Annotated in this window: 17 protein-coding genes; 12 read left to right on the plus strand and 5 right to left on the minus strand. The window is 37.0% G+C overall.

Annotation, left to right across the window (positions count from 1 at the left end):
* Window positions 1–31: 31 nt before the first annotated feature.
* Together ABMA70_RS02810 and ABMA70_RS02815 are read right to left on the minus strand one after the other, a co-directional pair.
* The gene (locus ABMA70_RS02810) at window positions 32–2,206 is read right to left on the minus strand and encodes a glutamine synthetase III (RefSeq protein WP_392991670.1); all 2,175 of its coding nucleotides are present in this window, start codon (window positions 2,204–2,206) and stop codon (window positions 32–34) included.
* Between the two features lie 79 nt (window positions 2,207–2,285).
* The gene (locus tag ABMA70_RS02815; RefSeq protein WP_392991668.1) at window positions 2,286–2,444 is read right to left on the minus strand and encodes a hypothetical protein; all 159 of its coding nucleotides are present in this window, start codon (window positions 2,442–2,444) and stop codon (window positions 2,286–2,288) included.
* A gap of 51 nt (window positions 2,445–2,495) precedes the next feature.
* Between ABMA70_RS02815 and ABMA70_RS02820 the strand changes: the two genes are divergently transcribed.
* Window positions 2,496–3,068, plus strand: a complete 573-nt coding sequence (locus ABMA70_RS02820) for a 4'-phosphopantetheinyl transferase family protein (protein WP_392991666.1) — start codon at window positions 2,496–2,498, stop codon at window positions 3,066–3,068.
* Here ABMA70_RS02820 and ABMA70_RS02825 read toward each other — a convergent pair.
* Window positions 3,065–4,807: a M61 family metallopeptidase gene (locus ABMA70_RS02825; protein ID WP_392991664.1), complete on the minus strand. Its 1,743-nt coding sequence runs from the start codon at window positions 4,805–4,807 to the stop codon at window positions 3,065–3,067. The two genes, ABMA70_RS02820 and ABMA70_RS02825, sit on opposite strands and share 4 nt — an antisense overlap.
* Window positions 4,808–4,924: 117 nt before the next feature.
* Between ABMA70_RS02825 and ABMA70_RS02830 the strand changes: the two genes are divergently transcribed.
* Both ABMA70_RS02830 and ABMA70_RS02835 read left to right on the plus strand, forming a co-directional pair.
* Window positions 4,925–5,362 carry an iron-sulfur cluster assembly accessory protein gene (locus tag ABMA70_RS02830; protein WP_103217462.1) on the plus strand — a complete coding sequence of 146 codons (438 nt, stop codon included), beginning with the start codon at window positions 4,925–4,927 and terminating at the stop codon, window positions 5,360–5,362.
* A 3-nt stretch (window positions 5,363–5,365) separates the two neighbouring features.
* The gene (locus ABMA70_RS02835; protein WP_103217463.1) at window positions 5,366–6,166 is read left to right on the plus strand and encodes a LysR family transcriptional regulator; all 801 of its coding nucleotides are present in this window, start codon (window positions 5,366–5,368) and stop codon (window positions 6,164–6,166) included.
* A 29-nt stretch (window positions 6,167–6,195) separates the two neighbouring features.
* Here the strand turns inward: ABMA70_RS02835 and ABMA70_RS02840 are convergent, their stop codons facing one another.
* Complete coding sequence (locus tag ABMA70_RS02840) at window positions 6,196–6,693, minus strand: hypothetical protein (protein ID WP_392991662.1); 498 nt, start codon at window positions 6,691–6,693, stop codon at window positions 6,196–6,198.
* Between the two features lie 128 nt (window positions 6,694–6,821).
* Window positions 6,822–8,549 carry a DUF6178 family protein gene (locus ABMA70_RS02845; RefSeq protein WP_392991660.1) on the minus strand — a complete coding sequence of 576 codons (1,728 nt, stop codon included), beginning with the start codon at window positions 8,547–8,549 and terminating at the stop codon, window positions 6,822–6,824.
* 228 nt (window positions 8,550–8,777) lie between these two features.
* Between ABMA70_RS02845 and ABMA70_RS02850 the strand changes: the two genes are divergently transcribed.
* The 9 genes from ABMA70_RS02850 to ABMA70_RS02890 are packed head-to-tail and all read left to right on the plus strand — an operon-like array spanning window position 8,778 to window position 17,371.
* Window positions 8,778–9,482: a Crp/Fnr family transcriptional regulator gene (locus ABMA70_RS02850; RefSeq protein ID WP_103217466.1), complete on the plus strand. Its 705-nt coding sequence runs from the start codon at window positions 8,778–8,780 to the stop codon at window positions 9,480–9,482.
* A 52-nt stretch (window positions 9,483–9,534) separates the two neighbouring features.
* The gene (locus ABMA70_RS02855; RefSeq protein WP_392991658.1) at window positions 9,535–11,979 is read left to right on the plus strand and encodes a heavy metal translocating P-type ATPase; all 2,445 of its coding nucleotides are present in this window, start codon (window positions 9,535–9,537) and stop codon (window positions 11,977–11,979) included.
* A complete protein-coding gene (ccoS, locus tag ABMA70_RS02860) occupies window positions 11,979–12,155 on the plus strand; it encodes a cbb3-type cytochrome oxidase assembly protein CcoS (protein ID WP_103217468.1) in 177 nt (58 codons plus the stop codon). The genes ABMA70_RS02855 and ccoS overlap by 1 nt, the downstream gene beginning before the upstream one ends.
* A gap of 8 nt (window positions 12,156–12,163) precedes the next feature.
* Entirely contained in the window at window positions 12,164–14,317 is a 2,154-nt protein-coding gene (ccoN, locus tag ABMA70_RS02865; protein WP_103217575.1) for a cytochrome-c oxidase, cbb3-type subunit I, read from the plus strand.
* Window positions 14,318–14,319: 2 nt separating this feature from the next.
* Window positions 14,320–14,520, plus strand: coding sequence for a cbb3-type cytochrome c oxidase subunit 3 (locus ABMA70_RS02870; protein ID WP_021267131.1), 201 nt, complete (start codon window positions 14,320–14,322; stop codon window positions 14,518–14,520).
* Window positions 14,513–15,124: a cbb3-type cytochrome c oxidase N-terminal domain-containing protein gene (locus ABMA70_RS02875; RefSeq protein ID WP_158246832.1), complete on the plus strand. Its 612-nt coding sequence runs from the start codon at window positions 14,513–14,515 to the stop codon at window positions 15,122–15,124. The genes ABMA70_RS02870 and ABMA70_RS02875 overlap by 8 nt, the downstream gene beginning before the upstream one ends.
* Before the next feature lie 9 nt (window positions 15,125–15,133).
* Window positions 15,134–16,552: a cytochrome c oxidase accessory protein CcoG gene (gene ccoG / locus ABMA70_RS02880; protein WP_393022114.1), complete on the plus strand. Its 1,419-nt coding sequence runs from the start codon at window positions 15,134–15,136 to the stop codon at window positions 16,550–16,552.
* Complete coding sequence (locus tag ABMA70_RS02885) at window positions 16,536–17,249, plus strand: sulfite exporter TauE/SafE family protein (RefSeq protein ID WP_146037819.1); 714 nt, start codon at window positions 16,536–16,538, stop codon at window positions 17,247–17,249. Before ccoG ends, ABMA70_RS02885 begins: the two co-directional genes overlap by 17 nt.
* Window positions 17,240–17,371, plus strand: coding sequence for a hypothetical protein (locus tag ABMA70_RS02890; RefSeq protein ID WP_255407611.1), 132 nt, complete (start codon window positions 17,240–17,242; stop codon window positions 17,369–17,371). Before ABMA70_RS02885 ends, ABMA70_RS02890 begins: the two co-directional genes overlap by 10 nt.
* Window positions 17,372–17,389 lie beyond the last annotated feature (18 nt).

Consider the following 17,389-nt stretch of genomic DNA (forward strand, 5'->3'; position numbering starts at 1 on the left):
AAAGGCCGCCTATTGGCGGCCTTCTACATTATTAAATCAAAAATAACATTTCAAAATAAGTTGGCACTGGCCATAAATCATCCGGAATAATACTTTCAAGACGTCCACAGTGATCAGCAATCATCTCACTAATAGGCATTAGCTCATAAGCTAATGAATGGGCCACTTTTTCTTCATCATGTACTTCACTTAAACCTGCCAAAGCATTCTTAAGATTTCTATTTTGCTCAAAAACAGCTTCTAAAGAGAATTGTAGATCTTTTAGAATTTCTGTTTCTACTGACGCTTCGACTTTAATGGCCTTTGAAGCAGCAATTGATGCGGTTAACTTGGCCTTGTAATTAAGTGCCGCAGGGATAACTAATTGGTTAACCATATTTGAAAGAGTACCAAATTCGATATTACGTTTCGTGATATATGTTTCCAGAAGTACATTGTAGCGAGTATCGAGTTCTGATTCACGATAAATACCATGCTTCGTTAGAAATGCTGTCTCTTGTCTATCGACAAGAACATTTAAGCTATCAGCTGTTGTTTTTAAATTAGGAAGTCCTCTTTTTTGGGCTTCTTCAAGCCACGCTTGAGAGTAGCCATCACCGTTAAAAATAACATCCCAAGACTCATTGATAAATGTGTGACAAATATCAAGGAGTGCTTGATCGATAGAAACACCATCACGAATCTTTGCTTCTAGAAGATTATTTGCTTCTTCTAAAACTGCAGTTACGGCACCGTTTAGAATTGTCAGAGGAAAACCAATTGATTGGTCTGAACCACAGGCACGGAATTCAAATTTATTTCCAGTAAATGCAAATGGTGAAGTACGGTTTCTATCAGTGTTATCCTTTGGAAGCTTAGCAAGTGCACCTGCACCTAGATCAAGAATCGTTTGTGACTCAGGAGAGAATTCCTCACCTTCTTTAATTGCTTTAAAGATTCTTTCAATTGTTGAGCCAGTAAAGACAGAAATAATTGAAGGAGGGGCCTCATTAGCACCTAGGCGGTGATCATTACTGTGAGAAGCAATTGCGGCCCTTAAAAGTTTAGCATGGCGATGTACTGCTGCAATAACAACAGAAGTAAAAGCCAAGAAACGATAGTTTTGATGTGGTTCACTTCCTGGGTCAAGAAGATTAATTCCCGTATCACTTGCTAGTGACCAGTTAAGGTGCTTTCCTGAACCATTGATACCGGCAAACGGCTTTTCATGTAAAAGCGCAACAAAGCCATGACGAATGGCCACATTTTCAATCATGGCCATTACCATGTGATTATTATCAGCTGAAACGTTAGCATCTCTAAAGATTTGAGCAAGCTCAAATTGTCCTGGTGCAACTTCATTATGACGAGTTTTTGCAGGAATTCCTAGTTTATGAAGTTCATAATCTAGCTCTTCCATAAAAGCGAGCACACGCTCATTGATGGCCCCAAAATAGTGATCATCTAATTGTTGATTCTTTGTTGAAGGAGCTCCAAAAAGAGTACGTCCTGTCATCACAAGATCTTCTCTTAAATTATAGTAATTCTTATCAATTAAAAAATATTCTTGTTCTGCACCACAAGTTGCAATGACTCGTTTAACATTCGTTTCACCTGATAGGTGAAAGAATCTCTTTGCAGTTTCACCCAGGGCCGAAACTGAACGAAGAAGTGGTGTCTTCATATCAAGGGCCTCGCCGTGATAAGAAACAAAGGCAGTTGGGATACAAAGAGTTTTTGATTCACCTGTACCAATTAAAAACATTGGAGATGTTAAGTCCCAAGCAGTATAGCCACGAGCTTCGAAAGTAGAGCGAGATCCACCATTTGGAAAAGAAGATGCATCTGGCTCACCTTGAGTTAGCTGAGACGCTGATAACTTTTCAATAGGTCTTCCAGTTGAGTAGTCAAAATCTAAGAAAGCGTCGTGCTTTTCAGCAGTTGATCCAGTTAAAGGTTGAAACCAGTGACAAAAGTGAGTTGCACCTTTATCAAGGGCCCACTTTGTAACGGCCTTTGCAACAATCTCGGCCTGGGCCTTAGAGATATGAGAGTTTGAATGTATCGCCTCGTTAATTTCTTCTTTAATTGAATCAGGAATTTCCTCTGCCGTTTGAATATCAAACGTATTTTCACCATAGTAGTCTGTTACTTTTTGGTGCTTACCTGATTTGTCTCTGGGACGTAGAAAATTTAAACCTTGAATTAGATTACTTGGGACACTCATTTACTTCCTCTCCGTGGCAGTATAGATGGATAACTCCCTATATTATAAGGACTAAAGAGGATTTGTGTCCAATGAAAATTTATTTCTTGATTGTGATTGCTTGAGAGTAAACTTGCGTTTTAAACGCCTGATTATGATCAATTTCGGCCGCCTTGATTTTGGACATACAAAGTACACATCCTGCCATTAAAACAAAGATCATTTTTACGATTGCTTCATATGCATCCGGTGGTAACATTGCTAACTCCAAAAGTTTAGGCTAATTTAATTGACTTAATATTAGAGCATAATGGCAAAAGAAATGCTGATGAGCAACAAAAAATTCATGCGAAGTACATTTTTATACCTTGGCCAAGAGGAGCTACCAGAAGGCTTCATGGCCGACAAGCGCAATGACTTTAGACTGAGTCGTTATTGTTTATCTTCATTAACTGGCCTTAAAGATATATCTATTATCAATCACTTACATTTAGATAATCATGAGAATATGCTAGTCTCAATTAGTCACACGAAAGAGCTTGCGGCTTGTGCGCTATGCACAAATAAAGATGTTAAGTCAGTCGGTATTGATATTGAGTGGTCTGATCGAAAAATGCGTGAAGGAACTTTTAAGTATTTTGTCTCACATGAAAGAGAACTAAATATACACTCTCCTCTTGAGATCTGGTGTATTAAGGAAGCGGCCTTCAAGGCCTACTCACCTTTTCATGATGATGAAAATGAGAAGATATTGGTCTTAACTGACTTTGAGATTTTAGAAAAGGGAGTTCTTAAAGGGCCCAAGGACAATAAGCTTGTCTATGAAATCATCGAAGAGAAATATCAGGGCAGGCCCTTTAAGCTTGCCCTGAGTGAATATTAAAATAAAAAGCTTTCTAATTTCTTTTCATCTTCGATATTAATTTCTTTAATCTCTCTAAGACCGTTTCCAAGAGTAACTCTTAAAGTCATCAACTTCCCTGTGCGAGCAATTAAGAAATCAACTTGATCATTTTCTTTATACATCTCGGCCATTGTATCGTAGGCCTTCTTATCAAGTCTTAATGAGTTAAGAGCAATAAGTTCATCACCTGCATTTAGTCCTGCTTTATATCCACAACTTTCTTGGCGAATTGACTTGATGATAAGCTTTCCACCTTCTTCGGCCACTGTTGCACCAATATCTAGCTTAGGAGTTGTCCACTCAACACTAGCACCCATGCGCTTTAAGTAATCTTCAAAATCAATTTCTTCAACACCTTCAACAAGAAGTCTAAATTCATCGCTAATATTTTTAGAAACAAGTCCTTCTAGGATTTCGAAGAAGCCTTCTTTTGTAATTCCCACAGCAGGTCTTTCTTTATAATCCGCCCATAGAGCACGAACTAGATCGTTGATTCCCTTTCCTTCATTCTTCATCAGTGTATTAAGAATAAAGAAAACGAGCCCACCTTTTAGGTAATAGCTAACAGATGAGTTTTTAAAGTTTTCACCAGCACGGTAAAGTTTAATCCAGGCATTGAATGATGAATCTTCAAGAGAGTGATAACCACGCCCAGGAGTGCCAAGGTAATTGTTAATATTCTTCTTCATACACTCTAAGTATTCTTTTAGAGAATAGAAGCCACTGCGATAAGTGATAAGCTGATCAACAAAGCTAGTCATCCCTTCCGTTAACCAGTGCATACGAGTGTAGTTTTCATTTTTATAATCAAATGGCCCAAGCTCAACTGGACGAATTCTTTTTACGTTCCAAAGGTGAAAGTATTCGTGAGCAACAAGTTCCATATACTCTTTATAGCCTTTCTCTTTTGCTAAATGGAATGGACAAAATTGTAGTACCGTCGAGTCAAAGTGCTCAAGTCCACCAAAGCCACTTGGACTTAAGTGAGTGATAAAATAATAGTGATCGTAAGGAAGCTCGTCCCCTACTATCTTTGCAGTCTCTTCAACAATCGTCTTAATATCATCATTAAGCTTATCCATCACTTCTTGTGAAGATTGAGCATGAGCAAAATCTCCATAGAAAGCAATATGATGTTCTTTATTTTGGTGCATGAAACCATAAGTCTCATGGCATCCAATTTCAATTGGGGTATCAAGAAGCTCATCAAAGTCTTGCGCTTCATAGATAAAATGATCTCTTTTTTCAGAAATATCTTTTAAGGCCGTTGTTACTTTTGACCAAAGTGGATTAATTTTAATTTCTACATGTGACTTACCACTTTGCCCCTCAATGCCAAGAAAAACACTTGGCCCATGTAAGAAGGCATGTGTGTTATCAACATGAGAAGTACGCACAGTTAATTCATGACAATAGATACTATAGGCAATTCTTATTTTTCCATCTTCACCAAATGAAGTCGATTTAAAACTTGGGTGAGTAAGATCAACTCTCCACTCATTCTTTGAAACTTGTTCATGGAAAAGACGTTGTCCTTTCGAATCTTCAACCTTGATTTCTTTAATATGACGAGAGTACTCTCTCATTAAATAAGAGCCTGGCGACCAAGAAGGCATAAAGAAGCGAACTTCATTTGAATTTGTATCCAGCACTGCATCTAAAGAAATATTAACTAAGTGAGTGTGGGGATTTGGAATATCGATTATATATTTAAGCATTTATCGCTCCTTTCATAAGCTTTCGTATTCTACCAATTTATTTCAAGAAAAACCTCTTGAAAAGGATTCGTTTAATTGCTAAAAGCCCTCTAACAACACAATTTAATGGAAAATCTAATGGAAAATCAATCTGACAACGCACAGCAGTCTGAGCATTATAATATTGACCGCTCACAAGTTGTACTACCACAACTTACTTTTACTCAAGTAGCACAAGATCAACTCAATCTTATGCTTGAAAATGATTTCACACTACAAGGAAAGTACTTAAGAATCCTTATTAGTGGTAAAGGTTGTGAGGGATTTAAGTATTCAATTGGGTTCCATAACTTAAATGACGATGATTTTCTAATTCCTGTCCCTTGTATGGATATCGAAGTTATTATTGATCCATTTACGGCATTTTATCTTGGTGAAACTTTAATTGATTACCAATTTAATTATATCAATGACGAAGAAGGTTTTGTTGTAACTAATAAGCAACAAGAAGAATTCCAAGGCAAGTTCTGGCGTAAAGATAAGACAAAGATTCCTCCTAAGGCAGAGGCCCTGTAAGCAATGGACTATCGTTACCTAAAGGCGTTTACTCTTACGGCAAAATACTTAAGCTTTTCAAAAGCTGCCGCAGAGTTGAAGATTGCTCAATCAGCAGTTTCAAGACAAGTAAAACTCCTTGAAGAATCGATGAATGAAGAGCTTATTATTCGCTCAAGTAAGAAAGTTATTTTAACAAAGAAGGCCAAGCAACTTCTAAAGTCTATCGACCAATTTGAAGATAGCCTTGGTAATATCTTTGAAACCACTCAAGAGCGTCCTGTACATATCGGGATTCTAGATGGACTACTAGTTAACTGGTTTAACCCTATCCTTGCAAAGTATGCAAAGAATTATAAAAGAGATATTTTCATTCACGTTGCCGATAGCCCAGCACTTAGACGTGGGATTGAGGATGGTATATACGATATTATCTTCTCAACAGATAATTTCCAATCAGATCTCACATCTTCTTTAAAATTATTTGAAGAAAAATTTGTGATCATCTCAAATGAAGTAATCAATAAGAGGAAGCTTCACGAGTATACGTGGATTGTTTTTAGTGAACTTGACCACCTTCATAAATTATCAACAAAGGCGCCACCAAAGAAGATCGTTGTGGACTCTCTAGAGAGTATCAAGGCTCTTGTAAAGCATGGTGTGGGGATTGCTGTTGTACCAGATCACACATTATCGAAGCACGATAATTTTACGACAGAGCAAGTAAGTGGACTAAAGAATATGAATATCTATATGACTACTTTAAGCTACAAGAATCAACCGGCATTTCTAAAAGAATTTATTAAGATTTTAAATACGAAATAAAAAAGGCGAACATTTAGTTCGCCTTTTTTTTATTTTCTTTTGATGTCTTTGATTCCAACAACACCAATTAGGAATACTTTGTTTGAGATGAAATGAAGATTTTTAGTTCTTCTATTTTCAAAATTAAAGAGCCAATCTTCACCAACTCTTTCTACAGATGCAGAATACTTTTTACGACTATCATTTACTCCACTATAAAGAGTATCAATTTCGATATCACCACCATCAGAAGGATTTAAGTTACTAACAGTGATTTTAACAACATCGCGATCGCTTCTTCTTACAAGAACAACACCTTTCATCACTTGTTCGAGAGAATATGTTTCATTTCCAATGATTTTTCCCTTATCAGAGAATTCTTTTTTATAGACTGATGTCACCTCTCCCATTTCTTCATCAACGTTAACACCTAGATGATAGAAGCTCTGATCCTCGTCATTTGTGATATGAACAAGCTTAACCTGAGCGGCCATTAGTGATGTTGTTGTGACAACTGTTAAAAGAAGTAATTTCATCAATGATTTCATATTCATCTCCCTCTCAAATTGATACGGCATATTGCCATTAATCACTTGTTAATGGGAGAGAAAATTTTACAACTATGTAAGAAAGACAATTCTTCAAACATTAGCCATAACTAATAACATGTATTAGACTAACTTAAGGTGTTAAAAATAATAGGCCCACCAACGTGCTTAAACTCATCATCACGAAGATTTTCAAATTCATAACCCGTTAAATGGTCGTGTAATATTTTCAGGATATACTCATTAATATTCTCAATTTGATCAAGTCCAAAGGTTTGAGCAAAGCCTGCAACCTTTTGGGTAATGTAATCATTTTGAAAAATACCTGAGCTAAGGTTAGATTTCTTAGAAAATTCTCTAAACTCTTCAATTGAAACACCCATTTTGCGAGAGTCATCTTTGTCAAACTTATCAAGACTGTAGTTAATAAGAGTTGAGAGGATGATGGCCTCAAAATCAATTGAGTTAATATCGTAGTTTAAATAGAAGTTATCAGAAAGCATGCCATCGTCTTTAAGAGATAAATAAGTTTCTTTAAGTGTTTTAATAAAAGGCATCAACTCAATTAGAAGCTTACACTTGCTTTGTAACTTTCTCCAGACTTCAACATTGTTAACAACAACAATCTTATTGTCATTGTCACGATACTTCACAAGATCACTAAAGAAATCATCTAGAAATAAATCAAAAGAAGCACCTAAAAAATTCTCTTCAGTATCTTCAAAGAGATGATTTCTTAGCGCCTTTTTCACATCCTTTTGCAGAATGCGAATGAGCGAATTTCCAATCTTATAAATATCAGTAAAATCAAAGTACTCAAAAATACTTTCATCAGCAAAGTTTCGGATATCTTTAATATAAGACATTCCAAGAAGGATTAATTCTCGGTTCTGATTCCCAATACGAGTCATAGCAACAGGGCCATCTTTTAAAACCCCATAGTACTCCATACTTGCATTAAGCATGCGAATAAAGTTGAAATGTAGGTAGCTAAAACGCTTCTCATCTTGAACCTTATTCAGCTCCTCATGAATACTTGCAGCATTCTTTTCAAAGGCAATAATCGAATTTTGGTGAAGTGTTTGAAGTTTACCTTTTGTCGAAATATTACCAGTTAGAGGCTGTTTTTTGTTAATGAATAAATCAATATGGCCAACAGAAGGAAATGGGTTAACCACTTGTAGGGCCTCGAAATAATCAACGAAGCCAAAGTCTCTTAGCCTTTCTTTCTTATCTTGATACTGATTCTCATTGTAGATCATATAGTCTTCAGAAATCATTTTAAAAAGATGCTGGTAAGCAGCTTCCACTCCAACTTCAGTATAAAGGTCTTTGATAAGTTGGCGTACTTCATCGACAACTTCATTATCTTCATCAAATTCGAATAAAAGAAGATTATCTTCAGTTAGAAAGTAGTTGTCGTGATCATCTGGATAGAGAGGATCTTCAACATCGAAAGTCCAAACATTGAAGCGTCCCTTAAGAAATAAAATGAACTGATCTGATTTTACAAATTCATAACGAATTTCTTCATCAGGACACTTAGCAACTGTACTTACCCATGATGTGAATTCATTGATATCAAGTTCATCTTTTGTCCAAAGGTCGATATCATAGAAAGTTTCTCTTTGCTCTTTAGACAGAAGCTTAAGAGCGTGAGATTTGACTTCAACAGGCAGGGCCTTAATTGAGACATAAAGTGGCTGAACAGGTAGCTTTTCAAGGCTTTCTCCTTTAGAGATGTAGCTATTAACTAACTCCATCGAAGTATAGGCCTTAGACTCTTTAAGAATTAAAGAAATAACGTCAGTAGTCGCTAAATTATTATTCTTATTGTCTTTCTTATTGTCGCTCATTTTGTCCACCAATATTGTCAAATAAGCCTTTAATTTAAGCTATTTAACTTAAGTTGTTAACCTAAATCTAAAGTTTGTACTGCGATACAGTAAATTACTAAAAATATTAAGAAGAAAAACACCTTCTAACACGAAAACATGATATTCGTCATATTATTTCCCCTATAACTTATTTAATTTAGATATATGAAGTGATAAGATTGGTTTAACCAAGAAAAGGTATAAATTATGGAAAAGAGACAGTGTGTAGATTGCCCATCAAGAGAGTTAGGGATTTTCTGTGGGTTATCAAATGAAGAAGCCGCTAAAGTATCACTTACTGCATCTTCATTAAGGTTTAAACGTGGTGAAAAGCTGTTTTCGCAAGGAAACCGCCCAGCAGGTATCTACTGTGTACAATCAGGAAATATCAAGCTGACAAAAACAGGCTCCGATGGAAAAGAGACAATTGTGAGAATTGCTCAACATGGAGATGTTATTGGCCACAGATCACTATTTACTGCTCAAGACTTCAATGGAACAGCAACGGCCATTGATAATGTTTCCGTATGTTTTATTGATAAACCAAGTTTATTAAAACTAATCAATGATAAACCAGCAATTGCGCTAGAACTAATTAATAAGTTAAGCCGCGACATGGGAATTGCAGAAGAGCGCTCAAGTGCTTTCCATCAAAAAAATGTTCGCGAGAGAATAGCTCAACTTCTACTCGATCTTGCTAAGACTCATGGTAACGTGCTTATCAATGGTGAAATTCAAATCGAACTAAAGCTTACAAGAGAAGAGATGGCCACAATGATTGGAACGGCCAATGAAACTCTAATTCGTATTATTTCTGAATACAGAAAAGACGGTCTTATTGATCAAAATGGTAAGTTAATCATTATCAAGGATGCCGCTGAATTAGAGAAGAGAGCTGAAGGCGTTTATTAAAGTTTTACTATTTTAAGTTTATAAAAAAAAGATAACTAACAAGAATGTAGAGATGGATATCCAAAGTATCACAAGCAAGAGACAGGCTTGCGAGGCACAAGTGTGCCTTCACTGCTCTGAAGAAATTGCCCCTGGTGAGCTCATCACTAATGAAAGAGATGGCAAATTAGAAAAGTTTTGTTGCTATGGGTGCATGAGTGTCCACTCTCTTCTTCTTAGTAATAACCTTGAAGATTTCTATCGCTATCAAAATGAGCAAGGCTCTCAGGCCAATAGCCTAAAAGAGCGCCCTACGACATCTGCCAATAAATTTGAATACATGGATAGCGAAGCTTTTATTCGCGAATACATTACAATTGAAGGAGATAAGCTTAAAGTTCACTTTCTACTTGAAGGTGTCCACTGCTTTGCTTGTATCTGGTTAATTGAAAGAATCTCAAAACTTGAAAACTCAGTTATTGAAGCCCAGGTTAATATTGGAAATAATTTAGGTAGTTTCACAATTGATACAAAAAGACCGTATTCAATTGCAAAGCTTGCTGCAACTCTTGCGCAACTTGGCTACACTCCTCACCCGTTTAATATTGAAAAAGATCAAGAAAAGAAATTAAGTGATCGTCGCGATATTCTTCAAATTGGAGTTGCAGCTTCGGCCATGAGTAATATCATGATCTACGCTGTTTCAAATTATGCCGGGGCAACTGGAGATTACGTAAAATTATTCGATGGAATAAGCTTTGCATTTTGTCTTCCAGTGATTCTTTATAGTGCTAAGCCAATCTTAGTTAATAGTGTCAGTGCTATTAGACTTAGAAGTACTAATGTCGATATCCCACTAGCAATGGCAATTGTCTTTGGCTTCATACTGTCGGCAATTAATTTCTTTAGAGAATCTGGACCTGTATACTTTGATTCAATCACAACACTTATATTTCTGATTTTACTGTCACGCTACTTTGTAAAGATGTTGACTCAAAAATCAATGTCGACAAAAGGCATCTCCTCTCTATTTCTAAACACTGGAGTTAAGAAGATTGTTGGCGATACAATTAAACATGTCTTCTCTAATGAAGTTGAGGTTGGTGATCAAATTCTTTTTGAAGAAGACGAAAGAATTATCTACGACGGAAAGCTTGCAAGTGAAAAAGCACTAATTCTAAACTCAATTAATACAGGAGAGAGCCGCCCACTTGTTGTTAATAAGGGAGACTTCATAGCAGCAGGTGCTGTAAGTTTGAGCAATGACCTCAAACTTGAAATTAGTGCAATTGGAACGCAAACAAAACTAGGTAAGAACCTATCAGCAATTGAGAATAATACAATCGTAAAAAACCCTGCCAATGTATGGGCACAAAAAATTTCACGCTACTTCACAATTGGAATTATCGTTCTGAGTATCGTGGCACTTATTCAAGGTCTTTATACTGGAGACGTTTCAAAATCATTTGAAGTCATCCTAGCAATTTTAATAGTTGGATGTCCCTGTGCCTTTGCTATGGCCACACCAATTGTTGTTGCGACTAGAATTAATAAGCTTAAGTCGTATGGTATCTATGTTAAAAACGAGCTAAGCCTAGAAGAGTTAAATAATGCAAAGAATATTATCTTTGATAAGACTGGTACTCTTACAAAAGGAAAGTTTGCAGTAAGTAGTTTTACAAATCAATCTGATCTAAGTGATGAAGAAATCCTTGCTTTAACATTTACTCTTGAAAGAGCGGCCCAACACCCTATTGCTTTTGCACTAAAGAAATATTCAAAACAAAAACTATCGAATACTGATCTATCTAAGTACGAAAATATAGTTGCTGAGGTGATTACAGGAAAAGGTGTTAAGGCACAAATCGAAGACACAACTTACTTTATTGGCAAGGGCATACTTGATGCAGAGATTGCCCTTTTTGCTGATGAAGTGATTATTGCCACTTTTAAAATTGAAGACAGCATCAGACCTGAATCAAAAGAGCTTGTGAACTTCTTGCAACAAAGAAATATTGATATTCACCTATCAACTGGTGATGCTTCAGAGATGGCAAAAAAGATAGCGAGAGAAGCTGGCATCAATGAGGCAAGTCTTTATATTGAACAAAGCCCGGAGCAGAAGCTAGAGCTTGCTAACAGACTCGAAAATGTTGTCTTTGTGGGTGATGGTGACAACGATGCTCTTGCCATGATTAAGTCTAATGTATCAATTGCAATTGGTGCACAAGCAGACATTGCCCTTAGAAGCTGTGACATTTATATGCCACAAGAAGACTTAAACCTCATAAAGGTCTTATTTAAAGTTGCACGTAATGTGAAAGGTACTTTACGCCGTAATATTATGTTTGCAGTTACTTATAATATCGCAGGAATAACATTGGCGCTAATGCATATCATTACTCCACTGCATGCGGCGATTTTAATGCCAATCAGTTCATTAACAGTTCTTCTTTCAAGTACACTTCCGTTAATTGGATTTGATAAGAGAATGTTAAAAAATAAAGGAAAAAGCTGATGGAAGTCATTATCGTTCTACTACCGATTGCAATATTCTTAGCAGTAGGATTTCTGTTGTTTTTTATTTGGGCGACTAAAACGGGTCAATATGATGACTTAGATACGCCTTCTATTAGAGTTTTATTTGAAGAAGAGAAAAATAATATTGTTCACAACCAAAAAAAGGAAGAATGATTATGAGCATGAGTACAAATGCCAATCTAGAAGAGTTCTCGTATAACGATAAGATATCGAAAGCTTTTCTTATGGCGACAGTTTTCTGGGGGGCGATTGCACTATTTATGGGTGTCTTTATTGCTTTCCAATTGGCCTATTGGAAACTTAACCTAGGTATAGAATGGACAACTTTTGGCCGTCTAAGACCACTTCACACAAATGCTGCGATTTTTGCATTTGTTGGAAACGGGATGTTTCTGGGAGTTTACTATTCAACTCAAAGATTATGTAAGGCAAGAATCTTTTCAGATTTCTTATCTTGGGTACACTTTTGGGGATGGCAGCTGATTATTGTTTCAGCAGCTTTAACTCTACCTCTAGGGATTACAACAGGGAAAGAGTATGCCGAGCTAGAATGGCCAATTGATATTGCCATTGCAGTTATTTGGGTAGTCTTTGCTGTTAACTTCATTGGTACGCTAGTTAAAAGACGTGAACGTCATATGTATGTGGCCCTTTGGTTCTACATAGCAACAATTGTAACAATTGCTGTTCTTCACATCTTCAACTCTCTTTCTGTTCCAGTAAGTTTTTTAAAGTCTTATCCAATTTATGCTGGTGTACAAGATGCGATTGTTCAATGGTGGTATGGGCACAACGCTGTTGCCTTCTTCCTAACAACTCCGTTCTTAGGGATCATTTACTACTTCTTACCAAAAACTGCTAATCGTCCAATCTATTCATATAGACTTTCGATTATTCACTACTGGTCTCTAGTATTTATTTATATTTGGGCAGGTCCTCACCACCTTCTTTACTCTTCTGTTCCAGATTGGGTTCAAACACTTGGTATGACTTTCTCAATTATCCTATGGATGCCTTCATGGGGTGGGATGATCAACTTCCTTCTAACACTAAGAGGTGTTTGGGATAGAGTTAGAACTGAGCCAATCTTAAAGTATTTTGCTACGGCCGTTACTTTCTACGGTATGGCAACTTTTGAAGGTCCACTACTTTCAATTAAATCGGTTAACTACATCGGTCACTTCACTGACTGGGTTGTTGGTCACGTGCACGCTGGTACAATTGGTTGGAACTACATGCTAATTGTTGGTGTTCTATACTACTGTGTTGAAAAACTATGGAAGACAGAATTATATTCTAAGAAAATTGCTAACGCTCAATTTTGGTTAGCAACAATTGGTCTTCTACTTTATATGATGTCAATGTGGGTAGCTGGTATTACTCAAGGATTAATGTGGCGTGCAGTTGATGCTACAGGGAAACTTGTTTACCCTAACTTCATTGAAACTGTAATCAAAGTTATTCCAATGTACTGGGTACGTGCATTTGGTGGTGTATTCGTTCTACTAGGTTTCTTCTTAATGATCTTCAACCTATGGATGACTTATAAGAAATCAAAGTATGTAAACAAAGACAAAGAAGAATCAGAAGAAGTATTTAAAGCGGCACCTATTTCAGCTCACCCTGAAGATGCAAATGCTGAAACTCACAGAAAGCTTGAAGGGCTTCCTGTTACTTTTACTGTTCTAACTTTAGTTGCAATCCTTGTTGGTGGAGCAATTGAAATTATTCCTTCAATGCTTTCAAACAAATTTGTCGAAGTAGACCCTAGAGTAAAACCATACACTCCACTAGAGCTTCTTGGTCGAGATATCTTTGTTAAAGAAGGATGTTACGTTTGTCACTCTCAACAAATTCGTCCAACTGTTTCTGAAAAGCTACGTTATGGAAATCCTTCAACTGCAGCAGAATCTGTATACGATAGACCATTCCAATGGGGATCACGTCGTATCGGTCCAGATCTTGCACGTGTAGGTGGAAAATATAATGATATGTGGCACTACCGTCACATGATTAATCCACGTGAAGTGACAGCAGGCTCAATCATGCCTAACTACGACTGGCTAACTAAGAAGAAAGTTAACTTCAAAATGCTTCCAAAGAAAATGGATGTTATGGTTGCACTAGGAACTCCATATAGTGAAGACGAAGTTTCGAATGCTATTGATCTTGCAATGGAGCAAGCAACTCAAATCACTAAGGGATTAAATGAGTTTGGTGTACCAATGAAGATGCAAGATAAAGAAATCATCGCACTTATTGCGTATCTACAAAGACTTGGAATTGACACAAAAGAAACTAAGTCAGAGGAATAGAGATGAAATCTGAAGTAATGCAAAATATGCCGTGGGAATGGATGCCAGCAGTGTCGCTATTCATTTTTGCGGCCATCTTCTTAGGGGCCTTCTTCTGGTCAATGAGACCGGGCTCAAAAGAGCTTTATGAAGAAGTTGCCAACAATGCACTTTCTGACGGCGAAGCAGTCGTTAATGAAAACAAAGGAAGCAACAATGACTAACGAAAATAATAAATCGAAACAGGAAAATATCGTACTTGAGGATGAGAAAGATCTTGTTATGGATCATGAGTACGATGGTATTCAAGAGCTCAACCACCCGCTTCCAAGTTGGTGGACTGGGGTTTGGGCCCTATCATTCATTTTCTCGATACCTTACTTTATGTACTACGTACTAATGGATGGACCAACACTGTTGGATACATACAAGGTAGAGATGGCTGAAATGCAAAAGATCATCGATGCAGAAGCAGCAAACACTGCCAACTTCGATATTCAAGCATACGACAGCTACGTGGCCACACCTGCTGCAAAAGAGCTTGGTAACACTGTTTTTATTGAAAACTGTGCTGCCTGCCACTTAGATGATGGTGGTGGGGACATCGGTCCAAACTTAACAGATAAACATTGGATTAATATTACTAAACTTGATCCAGAACAAATCTATAAGTTTGTTGTTCATGGTAATGAAGATAAAGGGATGCCTGCTTGGGGAGATATCTTAAGCAAGGAAGACATCATGGCCGTTACTGACCACGTATTAGCACTGCAAGGAACTACTCCTGCAAAAGCGAAAGAGCCACAAGGTGAGCTACTTAGCGAATAAAATTAGAATTTGAAAGAGAAAGAAATGGCAAAGAAATCACAATTTGAATTACACGAATCAAGACTTGGTACAACTGACGACAGTGGACACAGAGTCTTCCTGTTCCCTGAAGAAGTTAAAGGGATCTGGAAAACCAGGCGTGAGATATTCTATTGGTTTCTTATTTTTGTCTATCTAGTCTTGCCGTGGATATATATTCAAGGAGAACAAATGATTCTCCTTAATATCCCGGCCAGAGAATTTTCATTCTTTACATACAAATTTTATGCCCACAATGCGCCTATTTTAATATTTGTGATACTCGGTTTTCTTTTCTTTATCGGGTTTATCACAAGTATTTTTGGGCGCGTTTGGTGTGGTTGGGCATGTCCACAAACAGTCTTCATTTCATCAATTTTCCTCAAGCTCGAGGCCCTAATTGAAGGAAAGCCAAGAGCGAGAAAGAAACTTGCAGAAGGCCCTTGGACAAAAGAGAAACTTATTAAAAAATCTCTTAAGTGGATTGCTTTTCTTGCAGTCTCACTACATATCTCACATACATTTTTGGGATATTTCGTAGGTACTCATCACCTACTATCAATAAGTTTTCAAAACCCAGCTGAGAACTTCACACTATTTACGATCATGCTTCTCATCACAACAATTGTCCTTCTAGACTTTGGTTGGTTTAGAGAGCAATTTTGTATTATCGCTTGTCCATATGGAAGAATGCAGTCTGTAATTATGGATGAGAACTCACTAGCAATTCTTTACGATGAAAGACGTGGAGAACCAAGACGTCAGCCAGGAATGAAACCTGAAGAGCATGGTGATTGTATCAACTGCTATGCTTGTGTCAAGGCCTGTCCAACAGGAATTGATATCAGACGAGGTGTTCAACTAGAATGTATCGCTTGTACAAACTGTATTGATGCATGTGACGACATCATGTTAAAAACGAATCGCCCGACAGGACTCATTCGTTACGACACTCAAAGTAATATTGAAGGAAAAGGGCGCCATATTTTCTCAATTCGAAATATTAGCTACCTAGTTGTTCTAATTGGTCTACTAATTGGATTTGTTTATAGTGTTTCAATGTCACAAGGAATCACAACAACAGTCCTTAGAGGTCCAGGAACACCATTTACAGTAAGTTCACCAACGACAACAAGAAACCACTTTCATATTGTAATTGAACAAAGTGGTGAGATTGTTGAAAGAAATATTGAAATTGCAGTTGAAGGGATTAAAGAAGGCTCTTACGAAATGAAGATGCCCAGAAATCCATTCATCTTCAAATCAAACCACGAAAGAAAAATTGTCTTCATTGTTTTCAACAATGATGTACTAACTAACGGAAGCTTAAAGTTTAATTTCATTATAAAAGATCTCGACACAAATGAAGAGATCAAAAAAGAGGCGGTTTTAGTTGGACCAACTAAGTAGTCTGCAGGGAATTTCACCTTACGTAATCATAAGCGCAGGTCTTACAATGGGACTTGTTGCAAATTTCCACTGTGTGGGAATGTGTGGTGGAATTACCATGGCCGTCTCTAAGTCCTTTAGTCAAAATATGTCCTACCAAGTAGGCAGACTATTGGGCTACATGGCCACAGCACTGGTTATTCCGGTGCTTGGCTTTACAATCCTTGATATAAAATCAAATCCATACCTCATGCTCTTTTCAGGGCTAAGTATTGGATTGATCTTAATCTGGATGGGACTTAAAAGACTTTTTAAATTTTCAAATTTCAAATTAGCTCAAATAGTCTCTCAAAAATTACACAATCTAAATGCAAGGCTTTGGCCAAAGATATCAAAGAAAGTAGGAAATAAACCTCACCTCTTTAATTTTTCAATTGGAGGTATTAGTGTTCTACTTCCATGTGGGCTATTATGGGCGATGTTAGCACTTGCAATAAGTGCGGCCTCTCCAACACTTGCGGCACTCTTTGTGTTCTTCTTTTGGCTAGGAACACTACCAGGACTTCTCCTTGGGCCAAGTGCGATTAGGAAAATAAAATTTCCAACTCGTATTCAAGCTGGAGTCCCTTACTTATTTTTAATTATTGGAACTGCCACAATTGTCTATCGTGTGTATATGATGTGGAGTCCAGCGGCAGGAGCGCCAACATGTCACTAAAAAAAATGATCACAAAATTCTTTCAAGACCCAGAATACTATGCATTTAACTTTCTGATCTTTACAGTCATCATCTTATTTCCATGTCTACTAGTTGCTTTAACTATTAAATACTGGTCTTAGTAAACGTATCCAATACAT

The organism is Halobacteriovorax sp. XZX-3 (assembly GCF_043196495.1).
Lineage (GTDB): Bacteria > Bdellovibrionota > Bacteriovoracia > Bacteriovoracales > Bacteriovoracaceae > Halobacteriovorax_A.

What these genes read in the sequence shown, in the direction of transcription:
- ABMA70_RS02835 (WP_103217463.1), top strand. Translation starts at nt 5,366, where the DNA reads ATGGACTATCGTTACCTAAAGGCGTTTACTCTTACGGCAAAATACTTA.
- ABMA70_RS02825 (WP_392991664.1), bottom strand. Translation starts at nt 4,807, where the DNA reads ATGCTTAAATATATAATCGATATTCCAAATCCCCACACTCACTTAGTT.
- ABMA70_RS02850 (WP_103217466.1), top strand. Translation starts at nt 8,778, where the DNA reads ATGGAAAAGAGACAGTGTGTAGATTGCCCATCAAGAGAGTTAGGGATT.
- ABMA70_RS02815 (WP_392991668.1), bottom strand. Translation starts at nt 2,444, where the DNA reads ATGTTACCACCGGATGCATATGAAGCAATCGTAAAAATGATCTTTGTT.
- ccoN (WP_103217575.1), top strand. Translation starts at nt 12,164, where the DNA reads ATGAGTACAAATGCCAATCTAGAAGAGTTCTCGTATAACGATAAGATA.
- ABMA70_RS02855 (WP_392991658.1), top strand. Translation starts at nt 9,535, where the DNA reads ATGGATATCCAAAGTATCACAAGCAAGAGACAGGCTTGCGAGGCACAA.
- ccoS (WP_103217468.1), top strand. Translation starts at nt 11,979, where the DNA reads ATGGAAGTCATTATCGTTCTACTACCGATTGCAATATTCTTAGCAGTA.
- ABMA70_RS02890 (WP_255407611.1), top strand. Translation starts at nt 17,240, where the DNA reads ATGTCACTAAAAAAAATGATCACAAAATTCTTTCAAGACCCAGAATAC.
- ABMA70_RS02830 (WP_103217462.1), top strand. Translation starts at nt 4,925, where the DNA reads ATGGAAAATCAATCTGACAACGCACAGCAGTCTGAGCATTATAATATT.
- ABMA70_RS02870 (WP_021267131.1), top strand. Translation starts at nt 14,320, where the DNA reads ATGAAATCTGAAGTAATGCAAAATATGCCGTGGGAATGGATGCCAGCA.
- ABMA70_RS02820 (WP_392991666.1), top strand. Translation starts at nt 2,496, where the DNA reads ATGGCAAAAGAAATGCTGATGAGCAACAAAAAATTCATGCGAAGTACA.
- ABMA70_RS02810 (WP_392991670.1), bottom strand. Translation starts at nt 2,206, where the DNA reads ATGAGTGTCCCAAGTAATCTAATTCAAGGTTTAAATTTTCTACGTCCC.
- ABMA70_RS02845 (WP_392991660.1), bottom strand. Translation starts at nt 8,549, where the DNA reads ATGAGCGACAATAAGAAAGACAATAAGAATAATAATTTAGCGACTACT.
- ABMA70_RS02875 (WP_158246832.1), top strand. Translation starts at nt 14,513, where the DNA reads ATGACTAACGAAAATAATAAATCGAAACAGGAAAATATCGTACTTGAG.
- ABMA70_RS02840 (WP_392991662.1), bottom strand. Translation starts at nt 6,693, where the DNA reads ATGAAATCATTGATGAAATTACTTCTTTTAACAGTTGTCACAACAACA.